Below are 25,820 nucleotides of genomic sequence, written 5' to 3'. Positions count from 1 at the left end.
CACTCGGCGGCCGCACAGCGGACGGCGAACCGGCCCGGGTAGTTTGTGGTGACCCGCAGGACTCCAGGGACTTCAGGAAGGTTGGCCGTGGCTGCTGATCTGTCACAGATCGTGAAGGCGTACGACGTACGCGGGGTGGTCCCGGACCAGTGGGACGAGTCGCTGGCCGAGCTCTTCGGGGCGGCCTTCGCGCGGGTGACCAGCGCCGAGGCGATCGTCGTCGGCCACGACATGCGCCCCTCCTCGCCCGGCCTCACCGGCGCCTTCGCGCGCGGCGCAGCGGCACTCGGCGTGGACGTCACCGAGATCGGCCTGTGCTCCACGGACCAGCTGTACTACGCCTCGGGCGCGCTGAACCTCCCCGGCGCCATGTTCACGGCCTCTCACAACCCGGCCCAGTACAACGGCATCAAGCTGTGCCGCGCGGGCGCCGCCCCCGTCGGCCAGGACACGGGCCTGACGGAGATCCGCGAGCTGGCGGAACGCTGGACGGACACGGGCGCCCCCGAAGCCGCGGCGCACCCGGGAACGATCTCCCGGACCGACACGTTGAAGGATTACGCGGCGCACCTTCGCGCCCTCGTCGACCTGACCTCCATCCGCCCCCTGAAGGTCGTGGTCGACGCGGGCAACGGCATGGGCGGCCACACCGTTCCCACGGTCTTCGAGGGTCTGCCCCTGACCCTCGTCCCCATGTACTTCGAGCTGGACGGCACCTTCCCCAACCACGAGGCCAACCCCCTGGACCCGGCGAACCTCGTGGATCTCCAGAAGCGCGTCCGCGAAGAGGGCGCCGACCTCGGCCTCGCCTTCGACGGAGACGCCGACCGCTGCTTCGTCGTCGACGAACGGGGCGAACCTGTCTCCCCGTCCGCGATCACGGCCCTGGTCGCCGCACGCGAACTCGCGCGCAACGGCGGCAAGGGCACGATCATCCACAACCTGATCACCTCCTGGACCGTCCCGGAGGTGGTGCGCGAACACGGGGGCACCCCCGTCCGCACCCGCGTGGGCCATTCCTTCATCAAGGCGGAGATGGCCCGCTCCGGCGCGATCTTCGGCGGCGAACACTCCGCCCACTACTACTTCAAGGACTTCTGGAACGCCGACACCGGCATGCTGGCCGCCCTCCACGTCCTCGCAGCCCTCGGCGGCCAGGAAGGCCCCCTCTCCTCCCTGGTCTCCGCATACGACCGCTACACCGGCTCCGGCGAGATCAACTCCACGGTCGCCGACCAGGCCGGCCGCATCGCCGCGATCAAGGCGGCGTACGGCCACCGCGAGGACGTCACCCTGGACGAACTGGACGGCCTCACCGTCTCGTCCACCGACTGGTGGTTCAACGTCCGTCCCTCCAATACAGAACCCCTCCTCCGCCTCAACGCAGAAGCCCGCGACGAACGGACGATGACCAAAATCCGCGACGAAGCCCTGAGCATCATCCGCTCCTGAGTCCCCAGCCGAGGGCCGGCTCACCCCTGCCGAGCCCGAGGAGACGGGCCCGCCGAACGAACACTGTGGCGACGGCCGCGGGGGTGGGGGACGACTCAGCGGACGCAACCCCGTAGGGACTCCAGCGGACGCAACCCCGTGAGGGACGAGCGGGTACAACTCCGCGAGGGGGGGCAAGGGGAGACAGCCCCGTGACAGGGACCGGGTATGCGGCTCATGAGGCGTCCAGGACATGTAGCCCGTCCGGGGCCCGGGGCGTCAGCCCCGTAAGGGGCCCAGGGGGCGTAGTCCCCGGCGGGGTGCAGGGGCGGCGCCCCTTGTGGGGTCGAAGGGGCGGAGCCCCTGGGGATGGGAATGGGTAAGGGCGGCGGGGGCGAAACCCCACCACGCCCACCCCCACCCGCCGACCACCAGCCCCACCCCACCCGCCCCCACCCCGTCCCACCAACCCCCGGCACCCCACCCCCACCAGCGGTACCCTGACCAGGCACATCCGCACAGCACACCACACACCCGCCCACCCCGAAGGGAAACCCCCATGCCGCTCGAAGCCGGCCTCCTGGAGATCCTCGCCTGCCCCGCCTGCCACGCCCCCCTCAAGGAGCAGGACACAGAGCTGATCTGCACAGGCCAGGACTGCGGTCTGGCGTACCCCGTCCGCGACGGCATCCCCGTCCTCCTCGTCGACGAGGCCCGCCACCCCGCGTAACCGCGCACCGCGTCCCGCACACGGGTACTGCGCACCGGGTACTGCGTGACCGCGCCCCACCCGACCGCACCCGACGCCGAGAACCACCCCCACACGGGCGAGGCACGCACCGCGGGGAAGGAACCGGGAAAGGCCCGCCACAACACACCGCAGGCCCACCCCGCCAAAGCTCACCCCACCTCCCCGCCGCATCTCGCCCCCGGCCCCGCAACCCGAAGACGCCCCAGGCGATCGGAGACTGCCGCCATGCTCGACGACTCTCTGCTGGACACGCCGGAGGCCCTCGCCGAGGCCGACCGCCGAGCCCTCCTGCGCGGCGCGGCCGAAGCCGGCGCCCGCGTCCGCACCGCCGCCCGGCACGCGGCCGAGGCCGGCGTCCACGACCTCAAACCGGACGGCCGCCCCCGCGCGATCCTCATCGCAGGCCCCGGCGCCGCCGCCACCTGCGCCGCCGACCTCCTCGGAACCCTCGCCGGCGCCGCCTGCCCCGTCATCCACCTGACACCCACCGGCGTCGCCCCCGCCGCAGGCGCCCTGCGCTGGGAACTCCCCGGCTGGGCCGGCTCCGTGGACCTCCTCCTCATCGCCACCCCGGACGGCAGCGAACCCGGCCTCTCCCTCCTCGCCGAGCAGGCCTACCGCCGAGGCTGCACCGTCGTCGCCGTGGCCCCGGCCCGCACCCCCCTCACCGAGGCGCTGACCGCCGCGCACGGCCTCTTCGTCCCGCTGGCCACCGCCCCGTACGAACAGGACGAGCAGCCCCCCGTCGCCGCCTCCGCCCCCGGCGTCCTGTGGGCGCTCCTCACCCCCCTCCTCGCGATCCTCGACCGGATCGCCCTGCTCTCCGCCCCGCCCGAGGAGATCGAGAAGGTCGCCGACCGCCTCGACCAGATCGCCGAACGCTGCGGCCCCGCCATCGCGACCTACAACAATCCGGCGAAGACCCTGGCCGCCGAACTCGCCGACACCCTCCCGGTGATCTGGACCGAAGGCACCTCGGCCGGCCCCGCAGGCCGCCGCTTCGCCGCCGCCCTCGCCGAACTCGCCGGCCGCCCCGCCCTCGTGGCCGAACTCCCCGAGGCCCTGGCCGAACACAGCGCCCTCCTCGCCGGCCCCCTCGCCGCCAGCGCCGACCCGGACGACTTCTTCCGCGACCGCGTCGAAGAGGCCCCGGCCCTGCACGCGCGCGTGGTGCTGCTGCGCGACCGCCCCATCGGCGGCTTCACCGCAGCCCCGGCCGCCCGCGAGCTGGCCCTCAGCCACGACACGCCGATCAGCGAACTCGAACCGGAGGCAGGCGACGAACTCGTCACCCTCGCCGAACTGATCGCCACCACGGATTTCGCCGCCGTCTACCTGGCGCTCGCCTCGGGAGCCTGACCCAGACCCGACCATTCACAGACAGACGACAGACGACAGACGACTGTTGGCCGCCGGCCAAACCCGCAGAAGACCGAAGACGGAAAACGAAGACCGAAGACCGAAGACGGGCAGGCAGAGAGAACCGCATGGACCGCCTCGACAACACCATCCGCCCCTACGCCTGGGGTTCCCCCACCGCGATCCCGCATCTGCTCGGCACCACGCCCACCGGCGAACCGCAGGCCGAGATGTGGATGGGCGCCCACCCGGGCGCACCCTCGCGCACCGGCCGGGGCAACCTCGTCGAGGTGATCGAGGCCGACCCGCAACGCGAACTCGGCGAGCGCACGGTCACCAAGTTCGGCCCCCGCCTCCCCTTCCTCCTCAAGATCCTCGCCGCCGGCGCCCCCCTCTCCCTCCAGGTCCACCCCGACCTGGAACAGGCCAAGGAGGGATACGAGGACGAAGAGCGCCGCGGCATCCCCGTCGACGCCCCGCACCGCAACTACAAGGACGCCAACCACAAGCCCGAACTCATCTGCGCCCTCACCGAGTTCGACGGCCTCTGCGGCTTCCGCGCCCCGGCACACACCGCCGACCTCCTCGACGGCCTCGGCGTCGACTCCCTCAAGCCGTACGTCGACCTCCTGCACGCGCACCCGGAAGAGGCCGCCCTGCGCGAGGTCCTCACCGCGATCCTCACCGCCGACCCCGAGGAAATGGCCCACACCGTCGCCCAGGCCGCGGCCGCCTGCGACCGCCTCGGCGGCGAATACACCCCCTACGCCGGCATCGCCCACCACTACCCCGGCGACCCCGGTGTCATCGCCGCCATGCTGCTGAACCATGTCCGACTCCAGCCCGGCGAAGCCCTGTTCCTCGGCGCCGGCATCCCGCACGCCTACCTCAGCGGCCTCGGCGTCGAGATCATGGCCAACTCGGACAACGTCCTGCGCTGCGGCCTCACCCCCAAGCACGTCGACGTCCCCGAACTCCTGCGCATCGTCCGCTTCGAACCCGGCGACCCGGGCGTCCTGCGCCCCGAGGCCGCCCCGGACGGCGAAGAGGTCTACGACACCCCCATCGACGAGTTCCGGCTCTCGCGCCATGTCCTGCCCACCGGCGCCCCCGTCCGCGACCTCACCCTCCCGACCCCGCAGATCCTGCTCTGCACCGCCGGCTCCGTACAGGCGGGCGAACACGAACTGACCCCCGGCCACTCCGTCTTCGTCCCCGCGGGCGAAAATGCCGAAGTGTCCGGAACCGGCACGGTCTTCCGGGCCACGGTCGTCGCCTGACACCCACCCACCACACAACCCACCGAACAGCTCACCGCACAGCCCGGCGCGCCCTCGCCGGACGGGGCTGCAACAATGGCCCACCGGCAAAGGACGGGCAAAGCCCACCACGGGCCCCGCCCTGCACGGCGTACGCACGAAGGCGAAGGGACAACGCGAACACATGAGCGCGTCAGGCGGCACCAGGGCGATCGTGGCGGCACTCGGCGCCAACCTCGCGATCGCGGCATCGAAGTTCGTGGCGTTCGCGTTCAGCGGCTCGTCGTCGATGCTCGCCGAAGGCGTGCACTCGCTCGCCGACTCCGGCAACCAGGCCCTGCTCCTCATCGGCGGCAAGAAGGCCCAGCGCGAAGCCACCCCGCAACACCCCTTCGGCTACGGCCGCGAGCGCTACATCTATGCCTTCCTCGTCTCCATCGTCCTCTTCTCGGTCGGCGGCATGTTCGCCATCTACGAGGGCTACGAGAAGATCAAGCACCCGCACGACATCGAGCACTGGTACTGGCCCGTCGGCGTCCTCGTCTTCGCGATCATCGCCGAGGGCTTCTCCTTCCGCACGGCCATCAAGGAGTCCAACGAGCTGCGGGGCAACCACTCCTGGTCGCAGTTCATCCGCCGCGCCAAGGCACCCGAGCTGCCCGTCGTCCTCCTCGAGGACTTCGGCGCGCTGATCGGCCTGGTCCTCGCCCTCGGCGGCGTCGGCCTCGCCCTCCTCACCGGCGACGGCATCTGGGACGGCATCGGCACCGTCTGCATCGGTGTCCTCCTCGTCCTCATCGCCCTCGTCCTGGCCGCCGAGACCAAGTCCCTGCTCCTCGGCGAGTCCGCAGGCCTGGAAGAGGTCCAGAAGATCGAGGCCGCCACCGTGGACGGCGACACCGTCACCGGCATCATCCACATGCGCACCCTCCACCTCGGCCCCGAGGAACTCCTCGTCGCCGCCAAGATCGCCGTCCAGCACGACGACACCGCCGCCGAGGTCGCCACCGCGATCAACGCCGCCGAGGCCCGCATCCGCGCGGCCGTCCCCATCGCCCGCGTCATCTACCTCGAGCCCGACATCTACAGCGAGGCCGAGGCCGCCAAGGGCCCCAACCCCGAAGCCACCCCTGGCGGCCCCACCCAGCATCCGGCCGAGCACTGACCCTCACGCCGCTCCTCCCCTCGCGATCCCCGCTCGGCTGCCGCGCCCGGCTTCCACGAACGGCGCGATCTGATCGGAGGCGGACTGGGGCCGCCCGCCCCTCCGGTGTAGCTTGGAACGGAGCCAGACGTCGCTGCTGATGGCGGTCGGGCGGTCCCACTGCGGACCGACCGAGGGAGAGAGGGCCTCCGACGGACTGCGCTGCGCGTACTGCGGGCATGCCTGGGTCCCCTTCGGGCCGCTGTGTCCGCCGCCGCGCAGACCAGCCGTACCCACTCTCTCGAACCGACCCCCGAGGAGCAGCACCCCATGACGACTGTCGACAACCGACAGGACTTCAAGGTCGCCGACCTCTCCCTGGCCGCCTTCGGCCGCAAGGAGATCACCCTCGCCGAGCACGAGATGCCGGGCCTCATGGCGATCCGCAAGGAATACGCCGAAGCCCAGCCCCTCGCCGGCGCCCGCGTCACCGGCTCCCTGCACATGACCGTGCAGACCGCAGTCCTCATCGAGACCCTGGTCGCCCTCGGCGCCCAGGTCCGCTGGGCCTCCTGCAACATCTTCTCCACCCAGGACCACGCGGCCGCCGCCATCGCCGTCGGCCCGAACGGCACGCCCGACAACCCCCAGGGCGTCCCGGTCTTCGCCTGGAAGGGCGAGACCCTGGAGGAGTACTGGTGGTGCACCGAGCAGGCCCTGACCTGGCCGGACAGCCCCACCGGCGGCCCCAACATGATCCTCGACGACGGTGGTGACGCCACCCTCCTCGTCCACAAGGGCGTCGAGTACGAGAAGGCCGGCAAGGTCCCCTCGGTCGACACCGCAGAGAACGACGAGCACCGCGTCGTCCTCGAACTCCTCAACCGCACCATCACCGACGGCTCCCAGAAGTGGACCCAGCTCGCCTCGGAGATCCGCGGCGTCACCGAGGAGACGACCACCGGCGTCCACCGCCTGTACGAGATGCAGCGCGACGGCGTCCTCCAGTTCCCGGCGATCAACGTCAACGACGCCGTCACCAAGTCGAAGTTCGACAACAAGTACGGCTGCCGCCACTCCCTGATCGACGGCATCAACCGCGCCACCGACGTCCTCATCGGCGGCAAGACCGCCGTCGTCTGCGGCTACGGCGACGTCGGCAAGGGCTGCGCGGAGTCCCTGCGCGGCCAGGGCGCCCGCGTCATCGTCACCGAGATCGACCCCATCTGCGCCCTCCAGGCCGCGATGGACGGTTACCAGGTCACGACTCTCGACGAGGTCATCGACAAGGCCGACATCTTCGTCACCACGACCGGCAACAAGGACATCATCATGGCCTCGGACATGGCCAAGATGAAGCACCAGGCCATCGTCGGCAACATCGGCCACTTCGACAACGAGATCGACATGGCCGGCCTCGCCAAGATCCCCGGCATCGTCAAGGACGAGGTCAAGCCGCAGGTCCACACCTGGACCTTCGCCGACGGCAAGGTGCTCATCGTCCTGTCCGAGGGCCGCCTGCTGAACCTGGGCAACGCCACCGGCCACCCGTCGTTCGTGATGTCCAACTCCTTCGCGGACCAGACCCTGGCCCAGATCGAGCTGTTCACCAAGCCCGACGAGTACCCCGTGGGCGTCTACACGCTGCCCAAGCACCTCGACGAGAAGGTCGCGCGCCTCCACTTGGACGCGCTCGGCGTGAAGCTGACCACGCTCCGCCCCGAGCAGGCCGCCTACATCGGCGTCGAGGTCGAGGGCCCCTACAAGTCGGACCACTACCGCTACTGATCCCGTAGCCCCTAGCCCGTAGTACCTCAGAGGCAGGCCCCCGCACCCCCGTGTCGGGGGCCTGCCCCTTCAGTCCCCCGGCCAGACCGCCGCGGCGCCCGACCAGCCCGTCACACCCCAGGACCCCGATGCCCCGCGGCCGATATTCGCTCCACGATCCGCACGATCACACCCCCTTCGCACACGAGCACTTCCACTGCGCCCCCGGCCCCTCCGGCTGGCGCTACGTCTCCCAAGTGACCACCCCCACCGGCGACCACACCGGCTCCGTCGACCTCACCCTCGACGCCCTCGGCCGCCCCCTCCGCCTCGAACTCCACGCGAGCAGCTGGCAGGTACGCGGCGCAGCGCTGGACGGCGTCACCTGGGTCCGCACCGACCCCACCGGCACCCACGCCACAGAAGGCAACGTGCCCGCCCACGCCTTCACCGGCACATCCCCCGCATTCCTCATCGCCACCACCCGACTCCTACGCCTCACCCCCTCCTCCTCGGCAACCCGGGTACGCCTCGTCGCCTTCACCGAACCGGTCCTCGCCCCGCGCACCGTGGACCAGTCCTGGGCCTTGCTGAAAAGAGAAGCACACACCACTGACAACGGCCCCCTGACCGTGGACGAATACCAGGTCACAGCCCTGGACACCGGCGAACAGCACACCGTGCACATCGCCGGCGACGTCGTCCTCTCAGCCCCCGGCATCGAGCTCGACGACCTCGAAACACCCCCGTCGACCTTCGACTGACCCCCGGCCGTCCTACGCCGGCGGCACGAACCCCGTGCCCGGCCCCTCGGACCGATCAGCAGGCGACTCCTCCACAGGCACCACGGGCCGCACCCCGGACGACGACGGCCCCCCGTCGGCCACAGCAGCCGACTGCGCGGCGACAGGCCCGTACGGCGTCGGGGGACCGTACGGAGAGGGCGCACCGTACGGCGTCGGCGGGTTGTACGGCGTCGGCGGACCGTAGGTTCCTGGCGCGCCCCCCACAGCGCTGCCCTCACCATCAGCCACAGACCGCCCCGCAACCGGTCGGCTCCCGAAGGCCCGCCGCGCCTCCCGGACCTGCCGTTCCTGCACCACCGCCGCCAGATACGCGGCCGGCGGCACTCCCTGCGGCACCGGAGCCCCCGTACGCGTCGCGAGATCACCGGCCAGCCGCTCCGCCATCGCCCAGCCGACCTGCGGATCCAGCTGGCTCATACGCCCCAGGTACTGCCGGACCGCCAACCACAGTCCGTCCGGCACCGCCGAAAGATCCAGCCCCTGGAACCGACCCGCCAGCCAAGGCGGAGGCGGCGGCACGAAACCGGAGCGCGCCACCGGCACCCGCTCACGCACCACCAGTGTCCCGGCGAAGACATCCCCGAGCCGTCGCCCCCGAGCCGACACGAGCGAGGCGATACAGGCCACCACCCCGATCGTCAGCAGAATCTCGACCACACCCAGCGCGCCCCGCACCAGCGCGTGCCGGAACCGGATCGGCCCACCGTCGTCCCGCACCACCCGCAACCCGCACGCCATCTTCCCGAGCGACCGCCCGTGGCTGAGCGTCTCCACCGCGATCGGCCCACCCACCAGCACCAGCAGGAACGTGGCGATCGACAGCGCGATCTGTGCCGCCTCGTCCAAGGACGCGGTCGCCGCCACCAGAGCGATGCTCACGACGATGTAGGCCACGAAGGCCACGACCAGGTCCAGCAACGTGGCCAACGCCCGGCTGGGCAGCCTGGCAGGCCGCAGCTCCAGCGCCACCGCCTCACCCGGCACCAGCTCACTCACGTTCGTCGTCCTTTCCCTGGCCTGCCCCGAGAGCGGCCAGTCTGCCAAGCTGACAGCTCATCGCGCCGCAGTACGACAAGCTGACATCCACCACCGGCCGCCGACGAACAGCCGAGGAGCAGGCACACCGATGGACCTCGACGTCTTCGTCTCCGCCCACCGAGCCGAATGGGACCGCCTCGACGCCCTCCTGCGCCGCCAGCGCAGCCTCACCGGCTCCGAGACCGACGAACTCGTCACCCTCTATCAGCGCACCGCCACCCACCTTTCCCTGATCCAGTCCAGCGCCCCCGACCCCCAGCTCACCGGTCGGCTCACCCAGCTGGTGGCACGCGCGCGTAGCGCCGTGACAGGCACCCGACGCGCCTCTTGGCGCGACGTCACCCGCTTCCTCACGCAGGGCTTCCCCGCCGCGGTCTACAGGTCGCGCCACTGGTGGGTACCCACCGCGCTCTTCTCCACCGCCATCGCGGCCCTCCTGGGCTGGTGGATCGGCACCCACCCGGAAGTCCAGTCCTCCATAGCCGCCCCGGACGAACTCCGGCAGCTCACCCGACCCGGCGGCCTGTACGAGACGTACTACTCGAGCCACCAGGCCGCGGCGTTCGCCGCCCAGGTCTGGACGAACAACGCCCAAGCCGCCGCGATGTGCCTGGTCCTCGGTGTCTTCCTCGGCCTACCGGTCCTCTGGATCCTGTTCCAGAACATGCTCAACCTCGGCATCGGAGCCGGCCTGATGTCCTCGGCCGGCCGACTCGACACCTTCCTCGGCCTCGTCCTCCCGCACGGCCTGCTCGAACTGACCGCGGTCTTCGTGGCAGCCGGCACCGGACTCCGCCTGGGCTGGACCGTCATCGACCCGGGTCCCCGCACTCGTCGAACCGCCCTCGCCGAGGAAGGCCGAGCCGCGGTCGGCATGGCGATCGGCCTCGCCCTGGTCCTCTTCGTCTCCGGAGCCATCGAAGGCTTCGTCACCCCGTCGGGCCTGCCCACGTGGGCCCGCATCACCATCGGCATCGCAGCCGAACTGGGCTTCCTCACGTACGTCTATGTCCTCGGCGGCAGGGCTGCCCGCACCGGAGAAACGGGTGACGTCGAGGCGGCCGAGCGCAGCGCCACGGTGCCTACGGCCGCCTGATGTGCAGACGACCCCGCTGAACTGCTACTCTCCTCTTCGCCCCGCAAAAGCCGTTGACACGGAGCGCGCGGGGAGGTAGATTCGAACAGTTGCCTGGAACTGGACATGGTCCGGTCGGCAGCAGTTAGTATCTGTCAGCCTCTTGAATCTGTGATTCGACAGGGGCTCCCCGATAAGTCGGAAAATGAATGGCCGGTCAGACCGGCCCGAAACTTCTGATAAAGTCGGAACCGCCGGAAAGGAAACCGCGAAACAAAAGCGGGAACCTGGAAAGCGCCGAGGAAATCGGATCGAGAAAAGATCTGATAGAGTCGGAAACGCAAGACCGAAGGGAAGCGCCCGGAGGAAAGCCTGAGAGAGTCTCTCGGGTGAGTACAAAGGAAGCGTCCGTTCCTTGAGAACTCAACAGCGTGCCAAAAATCAACGCCAGATATGTTGATACCCCGTCCCCGGCAGTGATAGCCGAGGATGAGGTTCCTTTGAAAAAAACACAGCGAGGACGCTGTGAACGGCCGGGCTTATTCCGCCTGGCTGTTCCGCTCTCGTGTGTGCGATCCCGATTACGGGAAAACATTCACGGAGAGTTTGATCCTGGCTCAGGACGAACGCTGGCGGCGTGCTTAACACATGCAAGTCGAACGATGAACCACTTCGGTGGGGATTAGTGGCGAACGGGTGAGTAACACGTGGGCAATCTGCCCTTCACTCTGGGACAAGCCCTGGAAACGGGGTCTAATACCGGATATCACTTCCACTCGCATGGGTGGGGGTTGAAAGCTCCGGCGGTGAAGGATGAGCCCGCGGCCTATCAGCTTGTTGGTGAGGTAATGGCTCACCAAGGCGACGACGGGTAGCCGGCCTGAGAGGGCGACCGGCCACACTGGGACTGAGACACGGCCCAGACTCCTACGGGAGGCAGCAGTGGGGAATATTGCACAATGGGCGAAAGCCTGATGCAGCGACGCCGCGTGAGGGATGACGGCCTTCGGGTTGTAAACCTCTTTCAGCAGGGAAGAAGCGAAAGTGACGGTACCTGCAGAAGAAGCGCCGGCTAACTACGTGCCAGCAGCCGCGGTAATACGTAGGGCGCAAGCGTTGTCCGGAATTATTGGGCGTAAAGAGCTCGTAGGCGGTCTGTCACGTCGGATGTGAAAGCCCGGGGCTTAACCCCGGGTCTGCATTCGATACGGGCAGACTAGAGTGTGGTAGGGGAGATCGGAATTCCTGGTGTAGCGGTGAAATGCGCAGATATCAGGAGGAACACCGGTGGCGAAGGCGGATCTCTGGGCCATTACTGACGCTGAGGAGCGAAAGCGTGGGGAGCGAACAGGATTAGATACCCTGGTAGTCCACGCCGTAAACGGTGGGAACTAGGTGTTGGCGACATTCCACGTCGTCGGTGCCGCAGCTAACGCATTAAGTTCCCCGCCTGGGGAGTACGGCCGCAAGGCTAAAACTCAAAGGAATTGACGGGGGCCCGCACAAGCAGCGGAGCATGTGGCTTAATTCGACGCAACGCGAAGAACCTTACCAAGGCTTGACATACACCGGAAACGGCCAGAGATGGTCGCCCCCTTGTGGTCGGTGTACAGGTGGTGCATGGCTGTCGTCAGCTCGTGTCGTGAGATGTTGGGTTAAGTCCCGCAACGAGCGCAACCCTTGTTCTGTGTTGCCAGCATGCCCTTCGGGGTGATGGGGACTCACAGGAGACTGCCGGGGTCAACTCGGAGGAAGGTGGGGACGACGTCAAGTCATCATGCCCCTTATGTCTTGGGCTGCACACGTGCTACAATGGCCGGTACAAAGAGCTGCGAAACCGTGAGGTGGAGCGAATCTCAAAAAGCCGGTCTCAGTTCGGATTGGGGTCTGCAACTCGACCCCATGAAGTCGGAGTTGCTAGTAATCGCAGATCAGCATTGCTGCGGTGAATACGTTCCCGGGCCTTGTACACACCGCCCGTCACGTCACGAAAGTCGGTAACACCCGAAGCCGGTGGCCCAACCCCTTGTGGGAGGGAGCTGTCGAAGGTGGGACTGGCGATTGGGACGAAGTCGTAACAAGGTAGCCGTACCGGAAGGTGCGGCTGGATCACCTCCTTTCTAAGGAGCACTTCTAGGCAGCCGCAAGGTTGTCCAGGGGCCAGTACATCGGCGTACGTCCGATGCTGGTTGCTCATGGGTGGAACGTTGATTATTCGGTCCGGTTCACGGGTCGGAGGCTGCGAGTACTGCTCTTCGGGGCGTGGAAAGCATGATCTCCGGGCGGGACCGGGTCGGGCACGCTGTTGGGTGTCTGAGGGTGCGAGCGTTGCTCGTCCTTCGGATGCCGGCCCCAGTGAACTCCAGCTTTGGTTGGGGGTGATGGGTGGCTGGTCGTTGTTTGAGAACTGCACAGTGGACGCGAGCATCTGTGGCCAAGTTTTTAAGGGCGCACGGTGGATGCCTTGGCACCAGGAACCGATGAAGGACGTGGGAGGCCACGATAGTCCCCGGGGAGTCGTCAACCAGGCTTTGATCCGGGGGTTTCCGAATGGGGAAACCCGGCAGTCGTCATGGGCTGTCACCCATACCTGAACACATAGGGTATGTGGAGGGAACGCGGGGAAGTGAAACATCTCAGTACCCGCAGGAAGAGAAAACAACCGTGATTCCGGGAGTAGTGGCGAGCGAAACCGGATGAGGCCAAACCGTATACGTGTGAGACCCGGCAGGGGTTGCGTGTACGGGGTTGTGGGATCTCTCTTTTACGGTCTGCCGGCCGTGAGACGAGTCAGAAACCGTTGATGTAGGCGAAGGACATGCGAAAGGTCCGGCGTAGAGGGTAAGACCCCCGTAGTCGAAACATCAGCGGCTCGTTTGAGAGACACCCAAGTAGCACGGGGCCCGAGAAATCCCGTGTGAATCTGGCGGGACCACCCGCTAAGCCTAAATATTCCCTGGTGACCGATAGCGGATAGTACCGTGAGGGAATGGTGAAAAGTACCGCGGGAGCGGAGTGAAATAGTACCTGAAACCGTGTGCCTACAAGCCGTGGGAGCGTCGGACATCAAGCTTGCTTGGTGTCTCGTGACTGCGTGCCTTTTGAAGAATGAGCCTGCGAGTTTGCGGTGTGTTGCGAGGTTAACCCGGGTGGGGTAGCCGTAGCGAAAGCGAGTCCGAACAGGGCGTTTCAGTAGCACGCTCAAGACCCGAAGCGGAGTGATCTAGCCATGGGCAGGTTGAAGCGGAGGTAAGACTTCGTGGAGGACCGAACCCACCAGGGTTGAAAACCTGGGGGATGACCTGTGGTTAGGGGTGAAAGGCCAATCAAACTCCGTGATAGCTGGTTCTCCCCGAAATGCATTTAGGTGCAGCGTCGTGTGTTTCTTGCCGGAGGTAGAGCACTGGATAGGCGATGGGCCCTACCGGGTTACTGACCTTAGCCAAACTCCGAATGCCGGTAAGTGAGAGCGCGGCAGTGAGACTGTGGGGGATAAGCTCCATGGTCGAGAGGGAAACAGCCCAGAGCATCGACTAAGGCCCCTAAGCGTACGCTAAGTGGGAAAGGATGTGGAGTCGCACAGACAACCAGGAGGTTGGCTTAGAAGCAGCCACCCTTGAAAGAGTGCGTAATAGCTCACTGGTCTAGTGATTCCGCGCCGACAATGTAGCGGGGCTCAAGCGTACCGCCGAAGTCGTGTCATTCATACAATAGGGCCAACGCCTGTATGGATGGGTAGGGGAGCGTCGTGTGCCGGGTGAAGCAGCCGCGTAAGCGAGTTGTGGACGGTTCACGAGTGAGAATGCAGGCATGAGTAGCGATTCACACGTGAGAAACGTGTGCGCCGATTGACTAAGGGTTCCTGGGTCAAGCTGATCTGCCCAGGGTAAGTCGGGACCTAAGGCGAGGCCGACAGGCGTAGTCGATGGATAACCGGTTGATATTCCGGTACCCGCTGTGAAGCGTCAAACATTGAATCAGGCGATGCTAAGTCCGTGAAGCCGTTCCGGACCCTTCGGGGAATGGAAAGTGGTGGAGCCGACGGACCAGACTTGTAGTAGGTGAGTGATGGGGTGACGCAGGAAGGTAGTCCATCCCGGGCGGTGGTTGTCCCGGGGTAAGGGTGTAGGCCGTGCGATAGGCAAATCCGTCGCACATGGGGCTGAGACCTGATGCCGAGCCGATTGTGGCGAAGTGGATGATCCTATGCTGTCGAGAAAAGCCTCTAGCGAGTTTCATGGCGGCCCGTACCCTAAACCGACTCAGGTGGTCAGGTAGAGAATACCGAGGCGTTCGGGTGAACTATGGTTAAGGAACTCGGCAAAATGCCCCCGTAACTTCGGGAGAAGGGGGGCCATCACTGGTGAGAGGACTTGCTCCTCGAGCTGGGGGTGGCCGCAGAGACCAGCGAGAAGCGACTGTTTACTAAAAACACAGGTCCGTGCGAAGCCGTAAGGCGATGTATACGGACTGACGCCTGCCCGGTGCTGGAACGTTAAGGGGACCGGTTAGTCACTCTTCGGGGTGGCGAAGCTGAGAACTTAAGCGCCAGTAAACGGCGGTGGTAACTATAACCATCCTAAGGTAGCGAAATTCCTTGTCGGGTAAGTTCCGACCTGCACGAATGGCGTAACGACTTCTCGACTGTCTCAACCATAGGCCCGGTGAAATTGCACTACGAGTAAAGATGCTCGTTTCGCGCAGCAGGACGGAAAGACCCCGGGACCTTTACTACAGTTTGATATTGGTGTTCGGTTCGGCTTGTGTAGGATAGGTGGGAGACTGTGAAGCTTGGACGCCAGTTCAGGTGGAGTCGTCGTTGAAATACCACTCTGGTCGTGCTGGATGTCTAACCTGGGTCCGTGATCCGGATCAGGGACAGTGTCTGATGGGTAGTTTAACTGGGGCGGTTGCCTCCTAAAGAGTAACGGAGGCGCCCAAAGGTTCCCTCAGCCTGGTTGGCAATCAGGTGTTGAGTGTAAGTGCACAAGGGAGCTTGACTGTGAGACCGACGGGTCGAGCAGGGACGAAAGTCGGGACTAGTGATCCGGCGGTGGCTTGTGGAAGCGCCGTCGCTCAACGGATAAAAGGTACCCCGGGGATAACAGGCTGATCTTCCCCAAGAGTCCATATCGACGGGATGGTTTGGCACCTCGATGTCGGCTCGTCGCATCCTGGGGCTGGAGTCGGTCCCAAGGGTTGGGCTGTTCGCCCATTAAAGCGGTACGCGAGCTGGGTTTAGAACGTCGTGAGACAGTTCGGTCCCTATCCGCTGCGCGCGCAGGAATATTGAGAAGGGCTGTCCCTAGTACGAGAGGACCGGGACGGACGAACCTCTGGTGTGCCAGTTGTTCTGCCAAGGGCATGGCTGGTTGGCTACGTTCGGGAGGGATAACCGCTGAAAGCATCTAAGCGGGAAGCCTGCTTCGAGATGAGTATTCCCACCCACTTGATGGGGTAAGGCTCCCAGTAGACGACTGGGTTGATAGGCCGGATGTGGAAGCCCAGTAATGGGTGAAGCTGACTGGTACTAATAGGCCGAGGGCTTGTCCTCAGTTGCTCGCGTCCACTGTGTTGGTTCTGAAACCACGAACGGCCCCATGCCCATGGTCACGGGTGTGGTGCGGCTGAAACAGTTTCATAGTGTTTCGGTGGTCATAGCGTGAGGGAAACGCCCGGTTACATTCCGAACCCGGAAGCTAAGCCTTACAGCGCCGATGGTACTGCAGGGGGGACCCTGTGGGAGAGTAGGACACCGCCGAACAATCATTCCGGGAAACCCCCGCACCGTATGGTGCGGGGGTTTTCTGCGTTCAAGGTCGTTTTGACGGGCTCTCCTTCGGGAGAGCCCTTTTCGCGTTATAGGCGTCCCGCTGCTTTTAGTGCCAGATAGGCGTCTGCCAGTGCGGGGGCGAGCTCGTTCGGTGTCGCGTCGACGACGGTGACGCCATGCCGGCGGAGTTGCTCCGCTGTGCGGTGGCGTTCGGTCTGCGTCTGGGCGGCGGCAGCGGCTTCGTAGACAGCATCGGTATCGCCGCGGGAGGTGGCCATGCGGGCGATGTGCGGATCGGCGACCGAGGCCACCAGGACCGTGTGGCGTTGGGTGAGCTGAGGGAGGACGGGGAGGAGGCCTTCCTCGACGGGGGCGGCGTCGAGTGTGGTCATCAGGACGATGAGGGAGCGGCGGGGAGCCGCGCGGAGCGCTGCGGCTGCGAGGCCGCGGGCGTTCGTTTCGACCAGTTCGGGCTCGAGTGTGGCCATGGCGTTGACCACTGACGGAAGGACGTCGCGTGCCGTCCGGCCCTGGACCAGGGCGCGTACTCGGCGGTCGTAGGCAAGGAGGTCGACTCGGTCGCCGGCGCGGGATGCCAGTGCGGCGAGGAGGAGGGCCGCGTCCATGGAGGCGTCCAGGCGCGGAGCGTCGTCGACGCGTCCTGCTGAGGTGCGGCCGGTGTCGAGGACCAGGAGGATGTGCCGGTCCCGTTCGGGACGCCAGGTGCGGACCGCGACCGTGGAGTGGCGGGCTGTGGCGCGCCAGTCGATGGAGCGGGTGTCGTCGCCAGGAACATATTCGCGCAGGCTGTCGAATTCTGTGCCCTCGCCGCGGGTCAGGACGCTGGTGCGGCCGTCGAGTTCGCGCAGGCGGGCCAGTTTCGACGGGAGGTGCTTGCGGCTGGTGAACGGGGGGAGGACGCGTACGGCCCAGGGGACTTTGTGGGCGCCTTGGCGGGAGAAGAGGCCGAGGGGGCCGTAGGAGCGGATCGTGACGCGGTCGGTGTGGTGGTCGCCGCGGCGGGTGGGGCGTAGGCGGGTGGTGATGCGGCGGCGCTCCCCGGGCGGGACCGTGAGGCGGTGGCGGGAGGCCTCTGTCTCCGTGCCCGGTAGCCAGCTGCTGGGGGGCCAGGCGTCGCGAAGCTGAGCGCGCAAGGGGCGTCGGGACGGGTTGGTGATCGTGAGGGTGATGTCCGCCGGGTCGCCCAGGCGGGCGGTGGTGTCGCCGGAACGGGTCAGGCCCAGTCGGCGTACGGGGGCTGCCAGGGCGAAGTCGCAGGCGCAGGCCACGGCCAGGGGGGCATTGACCGCGAGGATGCCCGCCCAGCTGGGGTCCCAGAAGCCGACGGGGAGGGAACCGAGGGCCGCGAGGAGTGCGGTGCGTCCGGTGAGTGCCATCAGCGGGGGACGGGGACGTGGGTGAGGATCGCGTTGATGACGGAGTCGGCGGTGACGCCTTCCATCTCGGCCTCCGGGCGCAGCTGTACGCGGTGGCGCAGGGTGGGGAGGGCGAGGGCTTTGACGTCGTCGGGGATGACGTAGTCGCGGCCGGTGAGCCATGCCCATGCGCGCGCCGTGGCCAGGAGGGCGGTCGCGCCTCGCGGGGAGACACCCAGGGTGAGGGACGGGGATTCGCGGGTGGTGCGGCAGATGTCGACGACGTAGGCCGTGATCTCGGGGGAGATCGTTGTTTTGGCGACGGCCGCGCGGGCGGCTTCGAGGTCGGCCGGGCCTGCGACGGAGCGTACGCCGGCGGCGTGCAGGTCGCGCGGGTTGAAGCCATCGGCGTGGCGTGTGAGGACGTCGATCTCCTCTTGGCGGGAGGGGAGAGGGATCGTCAGTTTGAGGAGGAAACGGTCCAGTTGGGCTTCGGGCAGGGGGTAGGTGCCCTCGTACTCGACCGGGTTCTGGGTTGCCGCGACCAGGAACGGGTCGGGGAGGGGACGTGGGGTGCCGTCGACGGTGACCTGGCGTTCCTCCATGGCCTCGAGGAGGGACGACTGGGTCTTCGGCGGGGTGCGGTTGATCTCGTCGGCGAGGAGGAGGTTGGTGAAGACCGGGCCGGGCTGGAAGGAGAACTCGGCGGTGCGCGTGTCGTAGACGAGGGAGCCGGTGATGTCGCTCGGCATGAGGTCGGGGGTGAACTGGACGCGCTTGGTGTCGAGTTCGAGTGCGGAGGCGAGGGCGCGGACGAGCAACGTTTTGGCCACCCCGGGGACTCCTTCAAGGAGAACGTGTCCGCGGCAGAGGAGGGCGACGACGAGGCCGGTCACGGCGGGGTCCTGGCCGACCACGGCCTTGGCGATCTCGGCGCGCAGGGCTTCCAGGGAGGCTCGGGCCCGGCCTGGATCCCCTGTGTTCCTGGCGTTGTCAGTGGTCGGGTCCATCATGGACGGCGTACCTCTCTTTCGAGGGCGTCGAGTTGGTCGGCGAGGGCGATCAGAGCCGCGTCGTCGCCGGGTGGTGGGCCGAAGAGAAGGGAGTGCAGGGACTGTCCGTCGCCGTGGAGGTGGGCGGACAGGGCGGGGACGAGTGCCTCGGGCGCGTGCGCCTGGGTGACGGGGACGCCTAGGAGAGGGGCGAGGCGGGTGCGGGCGGTGGAGCGAAGAGCGGCGGCCGCGCGGTCGCGGGCATTGGCTTTGCGGTAGAGGCGGGCGCGGCCTTCGACGGTTTCGGAGGCACGGATCGCCACCGGGAGCTTTTCGGGCACGAGAGGGCCGAGTCGGCGTGCCCGCCACAGGGCGGCGAGTGCTGCGGCGATGAAGAGCTGAAGCGTGCCCCAGACCCAGCCGGAGGGGAGCAGGTCGAGGAAGCCCTTTTCGTCGTCCGGGTCGGCGGCGGAGGTGTCGGAGAGCGAGGGGAGGTACCAGACCAGATGGGTGCGGGAGCCGAGGAGTTGGAGGGCGAGCGAGGCGTTGCCCTGCTTGTCGAGGCGGTTGTTGTAGAGGATGTCGGGCGCGCCGAGCACCACGGTGTCGCCGCGGCCGTTGGCGTCCGGGATGCGCAGCAGGGTGGCCAGGCGCTCGCTGGGGTAGCACTCGTCGGCGCCGAGGTGATGGGTGGTGTAGCGGATGCCGCCGGTTTCCGCGGTGCCGGCGCTGCGGGCCGCGGGCAGTGCGCAGTCGGGGGAGAGCGTGGAGCCGCGGCTGTTGGCTGGATCCGCGGTCACGTCGGGGGCGAGGGTTCCCACGGACCAGCTGCCTGGGGCGACGAGGACGGTGCGGCCGCCGGAGCCGGCGATCGCCGAGTGCAGTTCCCTTTGTTGGCGCTCCGTCAGGAGGTCGGGGTTGGCGACCAGGAGGGTGGTGTCGGGGCCTGCCGCGGCGCGGGCCTCGGCCAGGGTGGCGGCCACGCGGGTGGACACGCCGCGGGCGGCGAGGAGTTCGGCGACAGCGCGGCTGCCGTAGGGGTCGGCGGAGCGCGGGTCGAGGGCGCCGTGGCGGGCGTCGGACTGGAGCGCGGCGAGCGTGACGGCCCCCACCAGGAGCAGCACGAGGGCAAGAACGAGTCCTCGCGCGCGGGTCCACAGCCGCAGGGCGGTGGGCGAGGCCGAGGTGGAGGGGAGCGTGGCCTCGGTCGTCATTCGGCGGCTCCCTGGCGGGCGGGGTGGGCCGCGGTGTGGGTGCTGCTCGCCGTCAGTTGGGGCTTGGTGCGTTCCAGGTCGAGGTCGAGTTCGGCCATGCGCCCGTACGACTGCTCGGTCGCCCTGCGACCGCCGTATGTCACGTCGTCGAAGTCGCGGGCGGCGGTGCGCAGTCGGTCGGTGTGGGCGGGCAGGGTGCGGCCGGCCTCGGCGGCGGCCTCGTCGGCCGTGCGGCCGGGGCGGGCGTCGAGGAGGGCACGTTCCTCCAGGGAGCGGACGATGGCGCGCATCCGTTCCTGGACGGCCTGGTTCCAGTGGCCCTGGGCGGCGTGCGCCTCGGCGGCCGCGCGGTGTTCGGCGGCGTTACGGGGGCGGTCGTCGAACAGGGCGGTGGTGGAGGAGGGTTGGCGGCGCGGGGTGCCCAGGCGCCACCACAGGGCGCCCACGACGGCTACGACGGCGAGGACGACGACCAGGAGGCCGAGTGTGCCGCCGGGGGTGGCGGTCGAGGCGGTGTCGAAGAGGTCGCCGATCCAGTCCCACAAGGTGTCCAGGGCGCGTTGGAACAGGCCGGAGTCGTTCTGGTGGTACAGGTCCTTGGACAGCTCGCGGTGGGCCGCCTCCCGCGCGGGATCACGGGGGATGGTCACCGGCGGTTCGTCGCCCGAGCGGGCCAGTGACAGCACGGTGCCGTCGCCGCTCGCCCGCAGCAGGGCTTCCACGGCCCGGTCGGCGGCGCGGGAGAAGGCCGCAAGGGGCGTGTGGGTGATGCTGGGCAGCGTCCGGGCGGGCAGGCTGCCCGGGAGCGGTACCGCTGTGAGAACTCCCCCCGCCAGGCTCACCGCATCAGCTCCCCGGGGTGGTGCCGGGAGCGGGAGAGCCGTAGCCCTGGAGGCCTGCGGCGCGAGCCAGGTCGAGGTCGAGGGCCTCGCGGCGGATGCGCTGGTCGATGTACAGCAGCACGATGACGCCCGCCGCGATCGGGAAGGTGATCATGGAGCCGATGACCGAGCCGATGCCGCTGACGATCAAGTAGGTCCAGCCGAAGCCGCTGCCCGCCTCGACCATGCCGCCGACACCGCCGTCGCTCAGGGCGGCGCCGAGGAGGGCGAAGGGCACGACGACGATCATCGCGACGATGTTCGCGATGATCAGGGCGAGCAGCTGGATGCCGAAGACGCGCCACCAGGAGCCGCGGGTGAGCTTCGCGGAACGGCCGAGCGACTTCTTGATGCCCTGCTTCTCCAGCATCAGAGCGGGCGAGGCGAGGGAGAGGCGGATCAGCAGCCACAGCACGAGGACGATCGAGCCGAGGATGCCGAAGGCCTTGAGCGCGGCACCCGCGTCGGAGCTTCCGGCGGCGCTCACGAGGATTCCGGGCAGCAGGCACGCGAGGACGACGCCGGCGGCGATGAGCATCAGCAGGAAGATCAGACCGAACAGCCTGGGCACCTGGGGGCGGGCGTCGCGCCAGGCGTCCCTGAGAGTGACGGGTTTGCCGAGCACCGCGCGGCTGGTGACGGCCGTGAGCAGGGCGGTCGCCGTGATGGTGCCGAGGAGCGTGATGAGCAGCACGGGGCCGGAGGCGCGCATGGCGTCGCCCATGGCGTCGAACTGCTCGTCGACGGTCGCGCTCGGGTCTCCGAGAGCGGTGGTGTCGGTGGAGCCGTCGAGGAGCAGGCCCTGCAGCAGGACGACGAAGACCTGGGTGACGATCGCGACGGTCAGCGAGATGCCGAGCACCGTGCGCCAGTAGGTGCGCATGGTGGCGACGGCGCCGTCGAGGATCTCGCCCACGCCGAGCGGGCGCAGCGGAATCACGCCGGGCTTCGCGGCGGGCGGGGGGCCGCCCCAGCCGGCGCCCCAGCCGCCGGGAGGGCCGTAACCGCCGTAGCCACCGTGCCCGCCGGGGCCCGCGGGACCGCCGGGGTGTCCACCGCCCGGTCCGGCGGGCGGGCGGGTGCTCCAGCCCGGGCCGGGCGGCGGGGGCGGTGGGGGTGGCGGTGTCCGGCCGGGGTTCTGGGGGCCTGCGGGCGCGGACCACTGGCCGGGTGGCGGCTGTTCCTTGGACCACTTCGTGCCGGGGCTCTGTGCGTTCACGCCCGGCTGGTCCGCGGGCTGCGCGCCGACGGGCCGATCGGTGGGCTCGGCCGGGTGGGACGCGCCGGGCTCCTGTCCGTCGGACGGGGCGGATCCGGGCGAGGCCCAGCCCGGAGTGTCTTTCATCGTCGCTCCTTCACGGTGCCCGTCCGCGTTCGCGGTGGCAGGTTGGGAGCCATCGTGCCATGGGGTGCTGACCATGGGCCCGGCCGCGGTACGGGCCCTACACCTTCAATGGTCCGCCGGATAGTGGGCAGACTGACCCCATGGCTGATCAGTACGCGCAATCCGGTGAGGACAAGCGGCCGACCGAGACACCGGCGCTCCGTTGGGAGGAGCCGCCCGAAGGTCCCGTACTGGTCCTTCTCGACCAGACGAGACTCCCGGCCGAGGAAGTCGAACTGGTGTGTACGGACGCATCCGTGCTGGTGGAGGCGATCCGCTCGCTGGCCGTGCGGGGGGCGCCGCTGCTCGGGATCGCCGGGGCGTACGGCGTCGCGCTCGCCGCCGCGCGCGGCTTCGACGTGGACGAGGCCGCGAACTCGCTGGCGGGCGCCCGGCCCACCGCGGTGAACCTGTCCGTCGGGGTGGGCCGGGCCCGGTCCGCGTACCAGGCGGCACTCGCCGGGGGCGGCGATCCGGGGCAGGGCGCGCTGGCGGCGCTGGCGGCCGCGCGGCAGCTGCACCGGGAGGACGCGGAGGCCAGTGCACGGATGGCCGGGCACGGGCTGGCGCTCCTCGACGAGTTGCAGTCCGGCGGTGGGCACCGGGTCCTCACGCACTGCAACACCGGTGCGCTGGTGTCGGGCGGGGAGGGGACGGCGTTCGCGGTGGCGCTCGCCGCGCACCGGGCGGGGCGGCTTCGCCGACTGTGGGTGGACGAGACGCGTCCACTGCTGCAGGGTGCCCGCCTCACGGCGTACGAAGCGGCCCGCAACGGCATGGCGTACACCTTGCTGACGGACAACGCGGCGGGTTCGCTCTTCGCGGCGGGGGAGGTCGACGCGGTGCTGATCGGGGCGGACCGGATCGCGGCCGACGGGTCGGTGGCGAACAAGGTGGGGAGCTATCCGCTCGCGGTGCTCGCGCGCTACCACCACGTGCCGTTCATCGTGGTGGCGCCGGTGACGACGGTGGATCCGGGAACGCCGGACGGGGCGTCGATCGAGGTGGAGCAGCGTCCCGGCTTCGAGGTGACGGAAGTCGCGGCGCCCCAGGCGCCGGTGACGGGAGCGGGAGGAGGGATTCCGGTGGCACCCCTGGGAACCCAGGCGTACAACCCGGCGTTCGACGTGACACCGCCGGAGTTGGTGACGGCGATCGTCACGGAGGAGGGCGTGATATCGCCGGTGACCGCCGATGCCCTTGCCGAGCTGTGCGGCAGGGCGGCCCACGAAGGGGACCGGCCCTGACCGGACCGGCCGTCGGTCTTCTGCGTGATCCGGAGTCGGTGCTACGAGCGTGCGGGTTGGTTGGCGATCAGCAAGGTCGTGCCGGCGGGGCGGAAGCCCAGGCGGGCGTAGATGCGGGCGACGGACTCCAGCGCGTAGGCGAGGAAGATCGTGTCTACGCCGCGGTCGCGGGCGTGGGTGACCAGGGCCGCCGTCACGGCGGCGGCCAGACCCTGGCGGCGGGCGCAGGGCAGGGTGCCGACGCCGCCGATCTCTGTGGTGCCGGTCGCCGGGTGGTAGTGGCCGGTGGCGAGTGGGGTGCCGTCCGGGGCGAGGGCGGCGACGAGCGTCTTGCGTCCGTCGCGGATCGTGGGGCGGATCGTGGCCACCGTGCCGTCCGCCGTCAGCTCTTCGGCCGGCCTCGACAGCTCCGTACGGTCCAACGCGCCCGTCGTGGGGGTGCTCTTCCCGGCGAAGGCCAGGCGGGGGAGGGCGAGGGCGGCGGGCAGTACGGGGTCGTCCGCGGTCAGGGCGCGCAGTGTCACGCCGTCCGGCAGGGGCTGCGGAGGGAGCGAGTGGTGCGGAGGGAGAACCATCAGCGGACGGCGCAGCACCTCGAGCCCGGCGGCCTCGATACGGGCACGCAGCGTCGGTGCCGACTCGGCCAGCCATTCGAACGCCTCCGGCACACCGAGCTCACGCTGGCGGGCCCGCACCCGGGCGATGTCGTCGGAGCCGACGCAAGCCGCGCCTTCGGCGGTGGGCTGGGCGTGGCTCGGGCCGCCGTAGTACGGGGCGCCGGGCTCCTTGCGCACGAACAGACGCAGCGGGCCGAAGTCCTCGGCGTCGGCGAAGAGGAGGGGCACGGTGGCGTAGTACTGCTCGATGCGGTCGCGCAACGGGTCGCTCATGCGGCGCATCCCACCACCGGAGGGTGCCGCGGCGCACCGAGATTTTCGCTGACAGCGCTACTGGCATCGGCGCCGGTATCGGTCGCTGACACCGCCTACGGAGGGCGGGGGCAGACAGTGACGGTCGCGTACGACTATCGTCACGGGCCAGTGACCCTGCTCACCAGCGCCTCTGTCACTGTTACGAGAATGGGATGCTCCCAGCCTGATCAACGGAAACGGCCCCCCTACCTGCGACGATGCGCGAGGAGGGGGGCCGTGACATCAGTGGCCTACATCAAGCGGCGGTTTCCAGGTCCGATCGAGCGGCTTCCAGCTCCCGGATACGGGCCGGTTGCCGCAGCAGCCGGTCAAGCTGCCCCACGGCTTCGATCACGTCCGGGTCCAGTGCCTCAGCGTAGATGTCCATGGTCGTCGAAATCCGGCTGTGCCGCAGGATCGTCTTGACGATCCTCGGGTGCACCCGCAGGTGGACGAGCAGCGTGCCGCAGGACTTTCGAAGCCCCTTGGGGTTCATCTTGCCGAGGCCCTCCACCCTGATGATCCGTTGCAACACCAGGTAGAGCTGATCCGGCGTGAGCGGCCGGCCAGTCCGGGTCACGAACACGTGGCTCTCCGGATCCTCGAACCAGGGGCGCCCTTTGTTGATCGCGTCCTCGCGCAGCATGGCCGTACGCATCCGCATCCAGCGAAGGGGAGCGATGCATTGGGCGGGCAAGGGCAACGGAGCCTTGGATGTCTCGGTCTTGAGTTCCGCGTCGATCGTTCCCGCGCTGGCGCGCTGCCGCTGCTGCTCCACCCAGATGATCCGGTTGTCGAGGTCGATGTTCTCCCAGCGCAGCCCGCACACCTCAGCCCGGCGCAGGCCGAGGAGGCAGAGCAGGAGGAACGTCGGGTAGTAGGGGGTGAGACGTCGAGCGGCAGCCAGGAAGCGGAGCACCGTCACGGCGTCCCAGCTCTTGCCGCTGTCCGTGGTCGCCCGCACGTGCACGAGCTTGGTCACGTTCCGGGTGAGACCGATGTCTTCGACCATGGCGGCCGTGAGCGCCGCTGAGAGGACCCGCAGCGCCCGTTTGGCGGTCTTGGCTCCTTCGTCCTGGGCGAGGACCTGCACGACCCCTCGCAGCTCTTTGACGCCGAGCTTCAGCATGACCTTGGAGCCCAGACGCGGGCGGAGATGGTGGCGCACCGCCGATTCATATGACCGGTAACTGTTCGGCGCGAGATTCGGCTTCACCACGACCTCAAGCCAGTAGTCGAACCACTGACCCAAGGTCATGTCGCGGGTCGGAGTGGGGATGCCTCCGTTGGTGCGGTCGATCAGCTCACGACGCTTGCGGTCGCACTCGTCGAATGTCGGGCCGTAGGCGTACTTCCGTTTCATGGTCCCGTCTGGCTGCGGGACGTACACGGCCGCCTGGTACCGGCCGTCA

Annotated in this window: 17 protein-coding genes and 3 rRNA genes; 12 read left to right on the top strand and 8 right to left on the bottom strand. The window is 68.3% G+C overall.

Annotated elements, in window-relative coordinates:
• The first annotated feature begins 87 nt into the window (after positions 1–87).
• The 7 genes from OG289_RS20585 to OG289_RS20555 all read left to right on the top strand — a co-directional run bounded on the left by OG289_RS20585 (position 88) and on the right by OG289_RS20555 (position 8,475).
• Positions 88–1,452 (top strand): phosphomannomutase/phosphoglucomutase, encoded by a 1,365-nt coding sequence (locus OG289_RS20585; protein WP_327315489.1) that lies wholly within the window; start codon positions 88–90, stop codon positions 1,450–1,452.
• A 538-nt stretch (positions 1,453–1,990) separates the two neighbouring features.
• A complete protein-coding gene (locus OG289_RS20580; RefSeq protein WP_190149712.1) occupies positions 1,991–2,161 on the top strand; it encodes a Trm112 family protein in 171 nt (56 codons plus the stop codon).
• A 246-nt stretch (positions 2,162–2,407) separates the two neighbouring features.
• Positions 2,408–3,541: an SIS domain-containing protein gene (locus OG289_RS20575; protein WP_327315488.1), complete on the top strand. Its 1,134-nt coding sequence runs from the start codon at positions 2,408–2,410 to the stop codon at positions 3,539–3,541.
• Between the two features lie 128 nt (positions 3,542–3,669).
• Entirely contained in the window at positions 3,670–4,821 is a 1,152-nt protein-coding gene (gene manA, locus OG289_RS20570) for a mannose-6-phosphate isomerase, class I (RefSeq protein ID WP_327315487.1), read from the top strand.
• Positions 4,822–4,984: 163 nt separating this feature from the next.
• On the top strand, positions 4,985–5,965 hold the full coding sequence (locus OG289_RS20565) for a cation diffusion facilitator family transporter (RefSeq protein ID WP_327315486.1): 981 nt from the start codon (positions 4,985–4,987) through the stop codon (positions 5,963–5,965).
• 309 nt (positions 5,966–6,274) lie between these two features.
• Positions 6,275–7,732, top strand: coding sequence for an adenosylhomocysteinase (gene ahcY / locus OG289_RS20560; RefSeq protein WP_327315485.1), 1,458 nt, complete (start codon positions 6,275–6,277; stop codon positions 7,730–7,732).
• A 128-nt stretch (positions 7,733–7,860) separates the two neighbouring features.
• Positions 7,861–8,475: a hypothetical protein gene (locus OG289_RS20555; protein ID WP_327315484.1), complete on the top strand. Its 615-nt coding sequence runs from the start codon at positions 7,861–7,863 to the stop codon at positions 8,473–8,475.
• Between the two features lie 12 nt (positions 8,476–8,487).
• Here the strand turns inward: OG289_RS20555 and OG289_RS20550 are convergent, their stop codons facing one another.
• The gene (locus OG289_RS20550; RefSeq protein WP_327315483.1) at positions 8,488–9,513 is read right to left on the bottom strand and encodes an RDD family protein; all 1,026 of its coding nucleotides are present in this window, start codon (positions 9,511–9,513) and stop codon (positions 8,488–8,490) included.
• Positions 9,514–9,643: 130 nt separating this feature from the next.
• On the opposite strand from OG289_RS20550, the gene OG289_RS20545 reads away from it, so the two are divergent.
• The 4 genes from OG289_RS20545 to rrf all read left to right on the top strand — a co-directional run bounded on the left by OG289_RS20545 (position 9,644) and on the right by rrf (position 16,394).
• Positions 9,644–10,651, top strand: coding sequence for a stage II sporulation protein M (locus OG289_RS20545; protein ID WP_327315482.1), 1,008 nt, complete (start codon positions 9,644–9,646; stop codon positions 10,649–10,651).
• Between the two features lie 573 nt (positions 10,652–11,224).
• A 16S ribosomal RNA gene (locus tag OG289_RS20540) occupies positions 11,225–12,750 on the top strand.
• A 312-nt stretch (positions 12,751–13,062) separates the two neighbouring features.
• Positions 13,063–16,184: ribosomal RNA gene (locus OG289_RS20535) — 23S ribosomal RNA — on the top strand.
• A gap of 93 nt (positions 16,185–16,277) precedes the next feature.
• Positions 16,278–16,394 (top strand): 5S ribosomal RNA (rrf, locus tag OG289_RS20530).
• The 16S, 23S and 5S rRNA genes sit together here, the layout of an rRNA operon.
• A 95-nt stretch (positions 16,395–16,489) precedes the next feature.
• Here rrf and OG289_RS20525 read toward each other — a convergent pair.
• The 5 genes from OG289_RS20525 to OG289_RS20505 are packed head-to-tail and all read right to left on the bottom strand — an operon-like array spanning position 16,490 to position 22,211.
• Positions 16,490–17,800: a DUF58 domain-containing protein gene (locus OG289_RS20525; RefSeq protein ID WP_327315481.1), complete on the bottom strand. Its 1,311-nt coding sequence runs from the start codon at positions 17,798–17,800 to the stop codon at positions 16,490–16,492.
• Positions 17,800–18,789 (bottom strand): AAA family ATPase, encoded by a 990-nt coding sequence (locus OG289_RS20520; RefSeq protein WP_327320752.1) that lies wholly within the window; start codon positions 18,787–18,789, stop codon positions 17,800–17,802. Before OG289_RS20520 ends, OG289_RS20525 begins: the two co-directional genes overlap by 1 nt.
• Positions 18,789–19,985: a DUF4350 domain-containing protein gene (locus OG289_RS20515; protein WP_327315480.1), complete on the bottom strand. Its 1,197-nt coding sequence runs from the start codon at positions 19,983–19,985 to the stop codon at positions 18,789–18,791. Before OG289_RS20515 ends, OG289_RS20520 begins: the two co-directional genes overlap by 1 nt.
• The gene (locus OG289_RS20510) at positions 19,982–20,827 is read right to left on the bottom strand and encodes a DUF4129 domain-containing protein (RefSeq protein ID WP_442818928.1); all 846 of its coding nucleotides are present in this window, start codon (positions 20,825–20,827) and stop codon (positions 19,982–19,984) included. Before OG289_RS20510 ends, OG289_RS20515 begins: the two co-directional genes overlap by 4 nt.
• A 4-nt stretch (positions 20,828–20,831) precedes the next feature.
• Complete coding sequence (locus OG289_RS20505; RefSeq protein WP_327315479.1) at positions 20,832–22,211, bottom strand: glycerophosphoryl diester phosphodiesterase membrane domain-containing protein; 1,380 nt, start codon at positions 22,209–22,211, stop codon at positions 20,832–20,834.
• 140 nt (positions 22,212–22,351) lie between these two features.
• On the opposite strand from OG289_RS20505, the gene mtnA reads away from it, so the two are divergent.
• Positions 22,352–23,497 carry an S-methyl-5-thioribose-1-phosphate isomerase gene (gene mtnA, locus OG289_RS20500; RefSeq protein ID WP_327315478.1) on the top strand — a complete coding sequence of 382 codons (1,146 nt, stop codon included), beginning with the start codon at positions 22,352–22,354 and terminating at the stop codon, positions 23,495–23,497.
• Positions 23,498–23,538: 41 nt separating this feature from the next.
• Here the strand turns inward: mtnA and OG289_RS20495 are convergent, their stop codons facing one another.
• Together OG289_RS20495 and OG289_RS20490 are read right to left on the bottom strand one after the other, a co-directional pair.
• Positions 23,539–24,396 (bottom strand): GNAT family N-acetyltransferase, encoded by an 858-nt coding sequence (locus OG289_RS20495; RefSeq protein WP_442818927.1) that lies wholly within the window; start codon positions 24,394–24,396, stop codon positions 23,539–23,541.
• Between the two features lie 268 nt (positions 24,397–24,664).
• On the bottom strand, positions 24,665–25,798 hold the full coding sequence (locus OG289_RS20490; protein WP_327315476.1) for a tyrosine-type recombinase/integrase: 1,134 nt from the start codon (positions 25,796–25,798) through the stop codon (positions 24,665–24,667).
• Positions 25,799–25,820: the final 22 nt, after the last annotated feature.

Source organism: Streptomyces sp. NBC_01235, from assembly GCF_035989285.1.
Taxonomy (GTDB): Bacteria; Actinomycetota; Actinomycetes; order Streptomycetales; family Streptomycetaceae; genus Streptomyces.
This window is presented reverse-complemented; position numbering and strand designations above follow the sequence as displayed.